Raw genomic sequence first — 12,305 nt, forward strand, 5'->3', positions numbered from 1 at the left:
TAAAAATTGGGCTAAGGATGGGGATGGCGGGAGGCCGATTCGGTTTCCGTCACGACAAAATATGCTCTAAACGGGACGCCATCGGCGCGCAGCGCGCCAGATTTCACAGCAACGCGTCTCCCTCGAGGATCATCCTTCATGCGTCTGCTCGTCCGGTTCTTCGGCTTCCTCTTCGCGACCGGCGCCATCGTCTTCCTGATCGCCGTGACGGCGGCGGCCGGCGTCGTCTACATATTCTCGAAGGATCTGCCGGACACGGCGCAATTGCGCAATTACGAGCCGCCCGTCACGACGCGCATCCACGCCAACGACGGCTCCATCCTCGCCGAATATTCGCGCGAGCGCCGGCTGTTCCTGCCGAGCGCGGCGATTCCGCCGCTCGTCAAGCAGGCCTTCATCTCGGCCGAGGACAAGAATTTCTACACGCATAATGGCGTCGATTTCGAAGGCATCGCCCGCGCGGCCTCGATCCTCGCCCAGGGCGGCCGGCACATGCAGGGCGCCTCCACCATCACCCAGCAGGTGGCCAAGAACTTCCTCGTCGGCAATGAGCGCAGCTTCGAGCGCAAGATCAGAGAGGCGCTGATCTCCTTCCGCATAGAGGCGGCCTATCCCAAGGACCGCATCCTCGAGCTCTATCTCAACGAGATCTATCTCGGTCTCGGCAATTACGGCGTCGCCGCCGCGGCGCTGAACTATTTCAACAAATCGGTCTATGAGCTGACGATACCGGAGGCGGCCTATCTCGCCGCTCTGCCCAAGGCGCCCAACAACTACCATCCCTTCCAGCATCGCGACCGCGCGCTTGAGCGCCGCAATTACGTCATCGACCGCATGGTCGCCGACGGCTTCGTCTCGCAGAAGGACGGCGACAAGGCCAAGACCGAGCCGCTCGGCGTCAATCCGCGCGTCACCTCGCCCAACACCTATGTCGCCGGCTATTTCGCCGAGGAGGTGCGCCGCGAGCTGCTCGACAAATACGGGGACAAGAAGCTCTATGAGGGCGGCCTCTCGGTGCGCTCGACGCTCGACCCCAAGATGCAGGCCATCACGCGCAAGGCGCTGGCCGACGGCCTGGTGCGCTTCGACGAGGCGCATGGCTTCCGCGGCCCGATGCGCCATATCGACATCTCCTATGATTGGGGCCTGCCGCTCGCCGATATTCCCGCGCTCGGCGATGTGAAGCCCTGGCGCCTCGCCGTGGTGCTGGAGACGAACGACAGCTTCGCCCGCATCGGCCTGCAGCCCGGGCGCGAGAAATCCGGCGAGGTGGCGCGCGAGCGCGAGACCGGCCAGCTCTCGCAAGAAGGCATGCGCTGGGCCGGCCGCAGCATTCGCGCCGCGGTGACGCCGGGCGACGTCATTTATGTCGAGCCGCTCGCGGGCCGGCCGGGGCAGTATCGGCTGCGCCAAATCCCGGAAATCTCCGGCGCCATGGTGGCGATGGACCCGTATACGGGCCGCGTCTTCGCCATGGTCGGCGGCTTCTCCTACGATCAGTCGGAGTTCAACCGCGCGACGCAGGCGCTGCGCCAGCCGGGCTCCTCCTTCAAGCCCTTCGTCTACGCCACGGCGCTGGACAATGGCTACACGCCCTCCTCCTCCATTCTCGACGAGCCGATCACCATCGTGCAGGCCAATGGCGAGAGCTGGACGCCGGAGAATTTCGAGGGCGCGCACGGCACTGGCGCGCATCCGCTGCGCTATGGCGTCGAGCACTCCAAGAATATGATGACGGTGCGCCTCGCCAAGGACGTCGGCATGCCGCTGATCGCCGAATACGCCAAGCGCTTCGGCATTTACGACGACATGCCGCTCTATCTGCCCATGTCGCTCGGCGCCGGCGAGACGACGGTGATGCGCATGGTCACCGCCTATTCCATGCTGTGCAATGGCGGCAAGCGGGTGAAGGCGACGCTGATCGACCGCATTCAGGACCGCTGGGGCAAGACGATCTATCGCCATGACGAGCGCCAATGCCTGGGCTGCGACGCCCCCAAATGGGAGAGCCAGAACGAGCCCAAGCTCATCGACAAGCGCGAGCAGGTGCTCGATCCGCTGACCGCCTATCAGATCACTTCCATCATGGAAGGCGTCATCGAACGCGGCACCGGCCAGTCGATCAAGGCGGTGGGCAAGCATCTCGCCGGCAAGACCGGCACCACCAACGAGGCCAAGGATCTCTGGTTCGTCGGCTTCTCGCCCGATCTCGCCGTCGGCGTCTATATCGGCTACGACCGCCCCCGCCCCGTCGGCGAGGGCAAGAGCGCGCAGGCGGCGACCTACGCCGCGCCGATCTTCCGCGATTTCATGATGGTGGCGCTGAAAGACAAGCCCGACGTGCCCTTCCGCGTGCCGCCGGGCATAAAGCTGATCTCGGTCGATCCGCATTCGGGCCTGCGCTCCAAGGGCGCCGGCTCCATCCTCGAGGCCTTCAAGCCCGGCACCGCGCCGCCGGACTCCTATTCCCCGGCCGGCAGCGACGGCGGATTGCAGTCCGGCGCCGCGCAGGATGTGGACAAGCAGGTGGGCAGCGGGACGGGCGGGTTGTACTGACGCGGGGCGGGAGCGACGTTCGGAGGATGACGACGACATTCGATCCGATCATGAGCCGCTTCCGCGCCGCGCTCGACGAGGCTTACGGCGCACGGCTGCAAAGAGTCGTGCTGTTCGGATCGCGCGCCCGCGGCGACGCACGACCGGATTCCGATTACGACGTCGCGATCTTTCTGACGGATATGGAGAGCGTCGGGCGAGAAGCGGATCGGATCGCCGAGATCGAGACAGATATTCTCTACGACACGGGCGCTGTCATCAACGCCCTGCCCTTCATCGCCGCGGCCTATCGCGAGCCGACCGCGCTGATGGGAGAACTCCGACGCGAAGGCGTCGATCTGTGAAGGCGGAAGCCGCCCACCTTCTCGAAAAGGCGCGCGAAGATCTGAGCGACGCCCGCAAGATCGCCGCCATCGGGCTCGTCAAGGTCGCCGCTCGCTGCGCCTATTACGCCGCCTTCCATGCCGCCGAAGCCTACATCATGGAAGCGACCGGCAAGAGCGTGAAGACCCATTCCGGCGCGAGAGCCGAGTTCGCGCGGCTGGCGAAAGACAGCGGAGCGATCGACAAGTCGCTGCCGAAATTCCTCGCCAAAGCCTATATTTACAAGGAAATCAGCGACTATGGCGCTGGTCCCGGCGCCGATGTCACGCCCGCTGACGCCGAAGAGGCGATCATTGCGGCGACACGCTTCATCGATAGCATAACGGCTTTGCTGGCCAGAGAGTGACGCCTCTACTCCCCCACGCTCCGCAGCGCCGCCGCCGCGGCGAAAGGGCAGAGCGCCAGCGACGCCAGGCTGATCGCGCATAGAATCGCGAAGGGCGCGAAGAAGGACACTGTGCCGCCCGTCGCCGCCTCCGCCGCCGACACTCCGAAAATCAGCACAGGAATCGTCAACGGCAGCACCAGCAGCGCCATCAGCAGGCCGCCGCGGCGCAATGTCACCGTCGCCGCCGCGCCTATGGCGCCGATCAGCGTCAGCGCCGGCGTGCCGGCCAGAAGCGTGATCGTGACGGCGACGAGCGCCGTCTCCTCCTGCTGCAGCATCAGGCCGAGAAAGGGGGCCGCCAGCGTCAGCGGCAGGCCGGTCGTCACCCAATGAGCGGCGCATTTCACCAGAACCGCCAGCTCGAGCGGCGCGCGGCCGAGGTGAAAGAGATCGAGCGAGCCATCCTCGAGATCGGCTTGAAACAGCCGATCGAGGCAGAGAAGGCTGGCCAGCAGCGCCGCGATCCACAAGATCGCCGGGCCGATGCGGGCGAGAAGATTGGGGTCCGGTCCGATGGCGAAAGGCGCGATCGACACCATCACCAGAAAAAACACGACGCCCATGGTCGCCGAGCCGCCGATGCGGCGGGCGACGCGCAAATCGCGCAAGAACAATGCGACAAGCGGAGAATTCACGAATTCGCTCCCAGCGCCAGCTCGCGCGCGTCCTCGAGGCCGAGCGGCTCATGCGTGGCGGCGATGATCATTCCGCCGAGCGCGCGATGCTCCGTCATCAGCCGCGCGAGCCGCGTCCGCGAGGCGGCGTCGAGCGCGCTGGTCGGCTCGTCCAGCAGCCAGAGCGGCCGGAAGACCACCAGCAGGCGAGCCAGCGCGATGCGGCGCTTCTGCCCGGCGGAGAGCATGGCGACCGGCGTCTCGGAGAGATGCGCGAGCCCGACGCGCTCCAGCGCCTCGGCCGGCGGGAGGCTGCGGCGATCCGGCTCCTCGCCCAGAAATTGCGCCCAGAACTCCAGATTCTCGCGGGCGGTGAGCGGCGCCTTCAGCCCATCGGCATGGGCGAGATAATGGAGCAGCGTCGCCGGCTCCTCCGCCTCCGCGGCGCCCTCGATCGCGACGCTGCCGGAAAGGCGCGGCAAAAGCCCGGCGAGCGCACGCAAAAGCGTCGATTTGCCGGCCCCATTGCGACCAGTGACGATCAGCGCCTCGCCGCTCGAAAGGGAGAAGCCGAGGCCCGCGAGCACGCGCCGCCCGCCGCGGGCGACGGCGAGATCCTCCACCCGAAGGCGCAGGGCGGAGGCGCGCTCGGCATGGGGACGGGAGGGCGGATGCGGAATGTCTGTCATCGCCAGAGCCAATAGAGCAACTCCGCCGCAGGGGAAATCCCCGCCTCCCGCGCGCCGGCGGAGGAGGACTTCCCCCGCGCCACGATGCTTTCGCTGGCGCTCTGGCGCCGAAGGGTGCTAAGCCTGCGGGCCGACCGCGGACGTTCCGAGGAATCGGGCGTCCTCTTCCAATGCGGCGCCGCGAGACGCGCGCGCGGCCGCAGACTCGAGGGATGACGCACTAAGTGGCGAAGCATAACAGCCTTTCGGACTACGCATCGAGACGATTTCGTTTCGCCGGCAATGCGCTCCTCCAATATCACGATCCCTTCTTCGCGCAGATCGATCGGCTTCGCGCCGATTTCGAGGCGAAAGGGACGCATTTCGTCAGCTTCGCCAATTACGACTATCTCGGCCTCGCCAATCACCCCAAGATTCTGGAGGAGGCCGATCGCGAGCTGCATCGGCTCGGCGTCGGCGCGCTGGCCTCGCGCCTCGTCGGCGGCGAGCGCTCGACTCACAAGCCCTTCGAGGCGGAGATCGCCGAATTTCTCGGCATGGAGGCGGCGCTGACGCTGGTCTCCGGCTATCTCGCCAATGTGACGACCATCTCCTGGCTGCTCGGCAAGCGCGACGCTCTGTTCATCGACGAACTCGCCCACAACAGCATCGTCGCCGGCTGCGAGGCCTCGCCGGCCGAGGTCATCAAGTTCCGCCACAACGACTTCGAGCATCTGGATCATCTCCTCGCCAAGAAGCGCCAGGACTTCCGCCATGTGCTCATCGTCGTCGAGGGCATCTACAGCATGGACGGCGACACCGCCGATCTGCCGCGCCTCGTGGAGCTGAAAGATCGCCACGACGCCTGGCTGATGGTCGATGAAGCGCATTCGCTCGGCGTGCTGGGCGAGACGGGCCGCGGCCTCGCCGAGCTGCAGGGCGTCGATCCCGGCCGGCTCGATCTCGTCGTCGGCACCATGTCGAAGACTCTCGCCTCCTGCGGCGGCTTCGTCTGCGCGAAAAAGCCGGTCATCGACTGGTTCCGCTACACTCTGCCGGGCTTCGTCTACAGCGTCGGCCTCTCGCCGGTGATTCTCGCTTCGGCGCGCACCGCCCTGCAGCTGATGCAGGAGGAGAGCTGGCGCGTCGGCAAGCTGGCGCGCAACGCCGAATTCTTCCGCGATTACGCCCACGCCAATGGGCTGAGCACCGGGCCGGCGATCGGCCGCGGCGTGGTGCCGATTCTGTTCCAGGACAGCGTCGAGACCATGTGGGCCTCGCAGCATCTGCTCGGCCTCGGCTTCTATGTGCCGCCGATCGTGCAGATCGGCGTGCCCAAGGACCAGCCGCGTCTGCGTTTCTTCCTCTCCGCCAATCATTCCGAGGATGAGATTCGCGCTGTGCTCGACGCGCTGCGCGATCTGCCGCCGGTGGCCGCGGAGGCGCATGAATTGGTGAAAAAGGCGATGGCGGGCGCGAGCCTGTGAGGGCGCGGCTGCGGCCGCTCCCCGCGCTTTCCCTTTCCCGCGTCGATATGCCCGCTTTCGCTCGCTCCTCTAGCTCGATAGGTGTTCGCTATGGCCGGCATCGAGATTATTCCCGTCGATAATCTTTCGCGATTCCTGACCTTCTGCAAGCTTCCGCGTCTCATCTATAAGGGCCACGAGGGCTTCGCGCCGTCGCTCGACGCCGAGCGCTGGAATCTCTACAGCCACAAGCTCAATCCGCATTTCCAGCATGTCGAGGCGCAGGAGTTTCTGGCGCGCAAGGACGGCAAATGGGTCGGCCGCATCGGCGCGCAGGTCTATAAGACGATTCAGCCCGTCTCCACCTCGCGCTGGCAATTCGGCTCGCTCGACGCCATCGACGACATAGAGGTCGTGCGCGCGCTGACGCAGGCGGCGGAGGAATGGCTGCGCGCGCGCGGGGCCGAGACCATCGTCGGCCCCTTCTCGCCGGATATCAATGGCGAGAGCGGCGTGCTGATCGAGGGCTTCGAAGCGACGCCCATGTATCTGACGCCTTGGCATCCTCCCTATCTGTCGCGGCTGATCGAGGCGCTCGGCTATGACAAGGCGAAGGATCTGGTCTCCTATCGGCATCTCTCCGCCGAGCAGGATCTCAGCAAGGAGCGCCGCATCGCCGCCCGCCCCGAATGGCGCGACCGGCTGAAGATTCGTCAGCTCGATCGCGATCATCTGAAGCAGGGCGAAACCGCTCTGATGTCCGATCTGTTCAATGACGGCTGGCGCGACAATTGGGGCTTCGTGCCGCTCGGCAAGGACGAGCTCGACGGCTTCGCGGACCTCATGAAATATGTGATGCCGCCGGAATTCGGCATTGTGCTCGAATTCGACGGCGCGCCGGTCTCCTTCGCGGTGGCGCTGCCCAATCTGCACGAGATCACCGCCGATTTCGACGGCAAGCTGCTGCCCTTCAATTGGCTCAAGCTGATCTCGCGCATCCGCAAGCACAAATTCTCGACCGCGCGCCTGCTGCTGCTCGGCACGCGCAAGACGCTGCAGAACAGCGCGACGGGCGGCGCGATCCTGCTGTCGCTGATCGAGGATATGCGCCGGCGCAGCTGCGTCGACGCCAGCATCGTCGCCCTCGAGGCCGGCTGGGTGCTCGAGGACAATATGGGCATGCGCAAGCCGATCGAAATGTTCGGCGGCAAGATCGACAAGATTCATCGCATTTATGAGAAGCGCGTGGCGGGCGCTCCGCCCGCTGCAACCGAGGCTGTGAGAGAAGAGGCGACGCCATGAATGTCATCTCGATTTCTTCGACGTCCTCCGCCGACCGCTCGCATGTGGAGCGTCGCCGCCTCATTCTCGAGGCGCATCCCGAGGTGAGGACGCTGTTCGGCAAGGACGATCTCACTTTCAAGATCACCGCTGGGATATTCGCCGGCCAGCTGACGATCGCCGCCGTTCTCGGCTGGCTCGGCCTCTCCTATTGGCCGCTGACATTGCTGCTGGCGATTTGCGTCGGCGCCTTCGCCAATCACGCGGCTTTCGTCGCCATTCACGACGCGATCCATAATTGCGTGTTCGAGAACACGCTCTACAACAAGCTCACCGCTTTGCTCGCCGATCTCCCCAACGCCTTTCCGACGGCGATGGGCTTTCGCTGCTATCACATCAAGCATCACTCGCATCTGTCGGCCTATGATTACGACGCCGACATTCCGAGCCATTGGGAGGTGGAGTGGGTGGGCAATAGCACATGGCGCAAGGCGCTGTGGCTGTTCTTCTTCCCGGCGATCCAGCTGGCGCGCCTGTCGCGGCTCAAGGGCACTGTGCCTTTCATGGGCTTTTGGACCTATATCAACACGGCCGTCATCCTGATCTTCGACATCTTCGTGCTCTGGGCCTTCGGCGCCAATGCGCTGCTCTATCTGATCCTGTCCTTCTGGTTCTCGGTCGGCGGGCTGCATCCTCTGAGCGCGCGCTGGGTGCAGGAGCATTTCGCCTTCGGCCCCAATCAGGGCACGTTCGACTATTACGGCCCGCTCAACAAGGTCGCGCTCAACATCGGCTATCACAACGAGCATCACGACTTTCACGAGATACCCTGGCGCCGCCTGCCGGAGCTCACCGAAATGGCGCCGGAGTTCTACAAGCCGCTCGGCGCCCATTATTCGTGGTTCGCCCTGCTCGTCACTTTCGTCTTCGACCCGCGCTATTCGCTGCAGACGCGCTCCGCCAATGTGGAGGTCGCCAGCGCCGCGCAGCTCGTTCCCGTCCCGGCGGAGTAGAGTTTCCCATGACTGCCATTGAAAACGAGGCGCTCGACGCCTCGCCGCGCCTCTTCGAGAGCGACCTTCTCGACAAATATTCGCGCGTCCACCATCTGACCCCGCCGCTCGTCTATGGGCCGATCATCCTCTGGCTCCTCGCCTATGCGAGCAATTATGCGAGCGCGGGCTATATTCTCCTCGCCTTCGTCGCCGGCTACATCGCCTGGACGCTGACCGAATATTTCGGCCATCGCTTCCTGTTCCATACGGTGTTTCCGCTGCCCTTCGGGCTCGGGCCGCGCTTCCAATTCCTCATCCATGGCGTGCATCACATCTATCCGAGCGATCCGCTGCGGCTCGTCATGCCGCCGCTGCTGTCGACGCCGATCATGCTGATCGCGCTCTCGCTCATCCGCCTCGTCTTCGGCGGCGATTTCGCGTGGCCCATGCTCGCGGGCTTCATCGCCGGCTATGTGCTCTATGACTGCGTGCATTATTGGACGCATCACGGCCAGCCCAAGTCCAAGCTCGGCCATCTGGTGCGCCGCCTGCACATGCTGCATCATTTCCGCGATCCAGAACGCGGCTTCGGCGTCCATGCGATCTGGTGGGATTATGTCTTCGGCACCAATTATGCGAAGGACCAGACGCCCGGCAGCCGCGCCTTGTGATGCGCTCATCGTCGTGATGGGCTTATCGTCGCAGGCGCTTCCATGCGCCGCTTTCGGTCATAAATGAGCCCGAGAGCGCGCGCATAGGGCGCGCAGGCCCGGCGCCCGCCGCGCCCTTTCCGTCGGGAAGAATAATTCCCGGCAGGACCCTCGAGGACGCATCCGCGCCAAGCGAAGCGCGCCGCTTCGATGTCCGCGGATGCGAGCGAGCCGAAGCATGCCGAGCCTCAAAATGCCGCCGACCGCGGCGAGCTCCGATCTCCCCCACGCCGAGCGCGGCCGCTTGCGGGCGCTCATCGTCGCGCTCGCGCCGCGGGTCGCGCGCTGGTATCGCTCGCCGCTCTCCTGGCGCATCGCCATCGGGCTGCTCGCGGCGGCGGCGGCCGTCGGCTGGCGCATGGTCATCACCGGCGAGAGCGGCGGCCATCTCTATCTCACCTTCCATCTTCCCCTGCTCGTCGCCTCCTTCGTCGGCGGCGCGGCGTCCGGCGTGACGGCCCTGCTCGTCATTGTCGCCGTCATTCAATTCTGGCTCGCGCCGGTGGACGGGCTCGAGGATGCGCTGGCCTTCGCCGCCTTTCTGACGACGGATGCGTTCATCATCATCGTCGGCGAAGCCTTTCAGCGCACGCTGACCCATGTCGACAATCTGGAGACGCTCCGCGCCATGGAGCGGCTCGCGGCGCAGAATGCGCGCCTCGTCGAGCAGTTCGGCAATGTCGCGCTGGCGGCGCCCGGCGTCGTCTTCTCCTTCCGGCTCGACACCGGCGGCTTCAGCTCCTGCCCCTATCTCGCGGAGAATGTGCGCAATGTCTTCGGCGTCGCGCCGGAGGAGATTTGCGACAACGCCGCGCCCATGCTCCGCCGCATCCACGGGGACGACGCCGAGCGCATGCGCGCCAGCTTCGCCCGCTCTGCGGCGCAGATGACGCTGCTGCGCGAGGAGTTCCGCTACGACCATCCCTCCAAGGGGACGATCTGGCTGGAGACGCAGGCGCAGCCGGTGCGCCAGGCCGACGGCTCCACCGTCTGGCACGGCTATGCGCAGGACGTGACCGAGCGTCGCCGCGAGGAGGCCGCCCGGCTCGCGGCCGAGCGGGCGCTGGAGCAGCGCATCGTCGAGCTCGAGCGCGTCAATGAGCGGCTCGCCCGCTTCGCCTATGTCGCCTCGCATGATCTGCAGGAGCCGCTGCGCAAGATCGTCGCCTTCTCGCAAATGCTCGACGCCGCCGTCGCCTCCTCCGATCAGAAGGACATTTCCTATGCGAGCGAGGTGATGCGCGGCTCGGCGCTGCGCGCGCGCGAGCTGGTCGAGGATCTGCTGGTCTATTCGCGCATCGTCGAGGCGCCGCTCAAGCTGCAGCGGCGCAATCTGCGCGTCGAGATTCAATCCGCTCTGGCCGATCTCTCCGAGCTGATCGAGGAATCGGGCGCTGATGTCAGCCTCGACGCGCCCTGCGTGGAATTCGAGGCGGACCCGCCGCAATTCGCGCGGCTCATGCATAATCTCGTCAGCAATGCGATAAAATTCCGCCGCCAGGGCGAGACGCCCCGCATCGCCATCCACGGCCATGTCGAGGACTCTGCGCTGCGCCTCTCCGTCTCCGACGACGGCGTCGGCTTCGAGGCGAAATATGCGAGCGCCATTTTCGAGCCGTTCAAGCGTCTGCACAGCAAGGCCGAATATCCGGGTACGGGAATCGGGCTCGCGATCTGCAAAACCATCGCCGATCGCCATGGCTGGACGCTGATCGCGCGGTCGCAGCCGCTGCAGGGCGCTACATTCGAGGTGACGATGCGGCTGCCGAGCTGACAGCCGCGCTCACGAATGAGACCTCACCATGCATGAGCTTCTCGCGCTGGCCGCGCGCTCGCGGGCGCTGCCCATCTGGGCGCGCTTTCTCGGAGCGACGTGCCTCTCTTTGGGCGCGCTCGCGCTGCACCTATCGCTGCGCGAGAAATTGCCGCCGGGACAGCTGCTCCTCTTCGTCCCCGCCGTCATGTTCTCGGCTCTGCTCTTCGGCGGCGAGGCGGGCGGCTGGTCGGCGGCCTTCGGCGCGGCGCTCGCCGCCTATTTTCTGTTTCCTGGCGAAGGCTTCGCCGTCTCGGACCCGGCCGAGGCCTTGGCTCTGGTTCTGTTCATCGGCGTCGCTCTCGCCATCGTCTTCGTGATGCAGGAGCTCGCCGGCGCGATCGACCGACGCGGCGGCGAGACCGCCGTCGCTCACGCGCTGGCGACCAAGACCGAGCGATTGAGGAAGCTCTATCTCCAGGAAATGGCGCATCGCACGAAGAACGACCTGCAATTCGTCTGCTCCATGCTGCAGATGGAGGCGCGCGCGCTCGAGGGCGACGATGCGCGCGCCCCATTGCTGGCGGCGGCGAGCCGGGTCGCCGTGGTGAGCCGCGTCTATGCGCTGCTCCAGCACGACGGGGCGCGCGCCGTGTGGATGAGGCCGCTCATCGACGACCTCTGCGCCAATCTTCGGCTCGCGATGATCGGCGTGCGGCCGATCGCGCTGCGGACCGAGGTGGCGGATTGCGCGCTGGAGATGGATGATGCGCGCTCGGTCGCGCTGATCGTCAACGAGCTCGTCGTCAATGCGCTGAAACATGCGTTTCCCGACGAGCGCGCCGGGACGGTGAAGGTGCGGCTGACGCGCGACGGCGAAAATCTCGTCCTGACAGTGGAGGATGATGGCGTCGGCCCGGCCTCCACGGAAGCGATGGACCTCGGCTATGGGCATAAGCTGGTGCGCTCGCTCGGTCAGCAGCTCGGCGGCGCCGCCATCATAGAGCCCGGCGCGAAGGGCCTGCGCTGCGAGCTGCGCTTCCCTGCGCCGCCGGAGTGAGGCTCACCCCGCCTTCTGCTCGATCTCCTCCATATCCTCGTCGGAGAGGCCGAAGTGATGGCCGATCTCATGCACGAGGACATGGGTGATGATCTCTTGCAGAGTGTCCTCGCCATCCGCCCAAAAGTCGATGATCGGACGGCGATAGAGCCAGATCATATTGGGCGGCTCGCCCGTCTGCGCCGCGGCCTCGCGCTGGGCGAGGCCCTGGCCGCGGAACAGCCCCAGCAGATCGAACTCCGTCTCGCATTCCATCTCCTCGAGGATTTCCTCGTCCGGGAAATCCTCGACATGGATCACGAGCCCTTCGCAGAGCCGCGTGAAACGCGACGGCAGCGATGCGAAGGCCGCATCGGCCAGAACCTCGAGATCCTCGAGCGAAGGGGCGCGCAGCCCCGCGAGAACGCTGTCGTCGAGAGGCGCGGCCATC

General features: G+C 65.6%; 12 protein-coding genes. 9 read left to right on the forward strand and 3 right to left on the reverse strand.

Annotated elements, in window-relative coordinates; all coding sequences use genetic code 11:
* The first annotated feature begins 138 nt into the window (after positions 1-138).
* The 3 genes from METLW4_RS0111175 to METLW4_RS0111185 are packed head-to-tail and all read left to right on the forward strand — an operon-like array spanning position 139 to position 3,286.
* Positions 139-2,556 (forward strand): penicillin-binding protein 1A, encoded by a 2,418-nt coding sequence (locus METLW4_RS0111175; RefSeq protein WP_018266298.1) that lies wholly within the window; start codon positions 139-141, stop codon positions 2,554-2,556.
* A gap of 26 nt (positions 2,557-2,582) precedes the next feature.
* Positions 2,583-2,900, forward strand: coding sequence for a nucleotidyltransferase domain-containing protein (locus tag METLW4_RS0111180; protein WP_018266299.1), 318 nt, complete (start codon positions 2,583-2,585; stop codon positions 2,898-2,900).
* Positions 2,897-3,286 carry a HEPN domain-containing protein gene (locus tag METLW4_RS0111185; RefSeq protein ID WP_018266300.1) on the forward strand — a complete coding sequence of 130 codons (390 nt, stop codon included), beginning with the start codon at positions 2,897-2,899 and terminating at the stop codon, positions 3,284-3,286. The genes METLW4_RS0111180 and METLW4_RS0111185 overlap by 4 nt, the downstream gene beginning before the upstream one ends.
* Positions 3,287-3,291: 5 nt before the next feature.
* Here METLW4_RS0111185 and ccmB read toward each other — a convergent pair whose 3' ends face one another.
* Both ccmB and ccmA read right to left on the reverse strand, forming a co-directional pair.
* Entirely contained in the window at positions 3,292-3,963 is a 672-nt protein-coding gene (gene ccmB, locus METLW4_RS0111190) for a heme exporter protein CcmB (RefSeq protein ID WP_018266301.1), read from the reverse strand.
* Positions 3,960-4,631: a heme ABC exporter ATP-binding protein CcmA gene (ccmA, locus tag METLW4_RS0111195; RefSeq protein ID WP_198033114.1), complete on the reverse strand. Its 672-nt coding sequence runs from the start codon at positions 4,629-4,631 to the stop codon at positions 3,960-3,962. The genes ccmB and ccmA overlap by 4 nt, the downstream gene beginning before the upstream one ends.
* A gap of 224 nt (positions 4,632-4,855) precedes the next feature.
* Here ccmA and METLW4_RS0111200 point away from each other — a divergent pair, with 224 nt between their 5' ends.
* The 6 genes from METLW4_RS0111200 (at position 4,856) to METLW4_RS0111225 (ending at position 11,875) form a co-directional block, all read left to right on the forward strand.
* Entirely contained in the window at positions 4,856-6,097 is a 1,242-nt protein-coding gene (locus METLW4_RS0111200) for an aminotransferase class I/II-fold pyridoxal phosphate-dependent enzyme (RefSeq protein WP_018266303.1), read from the forward strand.
* Between the two features lie 90 nt (positions 6,098-6,187).
* Entirely contained in the window at positions 6,188-7,378 is a 1,191-nt protein-coding gene (locus METLW4_RS0111205; RefSeq protein ID WP_018266304.1) for a hypothetical protein, read from the forward strand.
* Positions 7,375-8,370: a fatty acid desaturase gene (locus tag METLW4_RS0111210; protein ID WP_018266305.1), complete on the forward strand. Its 996-nt coding sequence runs from the start codon at positions 7,375-7,377 to the stop codon at positions 8,368-8,370. The genes METLW4_RS0111205 and METLW4_RS0111210 overlap by 4 nt, the downstream gene beginning before the upstream one ends.
* An 8-nt stretch (positions 8,371-8,378) precedes the next feature.
* Entirely contained in the window at positions 8,379-9,023 is a 645-nt protein-coding gene (locus METLW4_RS0111215) for a sterol desaturase family protein (RefSeq protein WP_018266306.1), read from the forward strand.
* Positions 9,024-9,240: 217 nt separating this feature from the next.
* Positions 9,241-10,836 carry a sensor histidine kinase gene (locus METLW4_RS26475; RefSeq protein WP_018266307.1) on the forward strand — a complete coding sequence of 532 codons (1,596 nt, stop codon included), beginning with the start codon at positions 9,241-9,243 and terminating at the stop codon, positions 10,834-10,836.
* Between the two features lie 28 nt (positions 10,837-10,864).
* Positions 10,865-11,875 (forward strand): sensor histidine kinase, encoded by a 1,011-nt coding sequence (locus METLW4_RS0111225; protein ID WP_018266308.1) that lies wholly within the window; start codon positions 10,865-10,867, stop codon positions 11,873-11,875.
* 3 nt (positions 11,876-11,878) lie between these two features.
* Here METLW4_RS0111225 and METLW4_RS0111230 read toward each other — a convergent pair whose 3' ends face one another.
* Complete coding sequence (locus tag METLW4_RS0111230) at positions 11,879-12,304, reverse strand: metallopeptidase family protein (protein WP_018266309.1); 426 nt, start codon at positions 12,302-12,304, stop codon at positions 11,879-11,881.
* Position 12,305 lies beyond the last annotated feature (1 nt).

This window comes from Methylosinus sp. LW4 (assembly GCF_000379125.1).
Classification (GTDB): Bacteria; Pseudomonadota; Alphaproteobacteria; order Rhizobiales; family Beijerinckiaceae; genus Methylosinus.

Coding starts and splice junctions, on each gene's coding strand:
- METLW4_RS0111175 (WP_018266298.1), top strand. CDS start 139: ATGCGTCTGCTCGTCCGGTTCTTCGGCTTCCTCTTCGCGACCGGCGCC.
- METLW4_RS0111180 (WP_018266299.1), top strand. CDS start 2,583: ATGACGACGACATTCGATCCGATCATGAGCCGCTTCCGCGCCGCGCTC.
- ccmA (WP_198033114.1), bottom strand. CDS start 4,631: ATGACAGACATTCCGCATCCGCCCTCCCGTCCCCATGCCGAGCGCGCC.
- METLW4_RS0111205 (WP_018266304.1), top strand. CDS start 6,188: ATGGCCGGCATCGAGATTATTCCCGTCGATAATCTTTCGCGATTCCTG.
- METLW4_RS0111210 (WP_018266305.1), top strand. CDS start 7,375: ATGAATGTCATCTCGATTTCTTCGACGTCCTCCGCCGACCGCTCGCAT.
- METLW4_RS0111215 (WP_018266306.1), top strand. CDS start 8,379: ATGACTGCCATTGAAAACGAGGCGCTCGACGCCTCGCCGCGCCTCTTC.
- METLW4_RS26475 (WP_018266307.1), top strand. CDS start 9,241: ATGCCGAGCCTCAAAATGCCGCCGACCGCGGCGAGCTCCGATCTCCCC.
- METLW4_RS0111225 (WP_018266308.1), top strand. CDS start 10,865: ATGCATGAGCTTCTCGCGCTGGCCGCGCGCTCGCGGGCGCTGCCCATC.
- METLW4_RS0111230 (WP_018266309.1), bottom strand. CDS start 12,304: ATGGCCGCGCCTCTCGACGACAGCGTTCTCGCGGGGCTGCGCGCCCCT.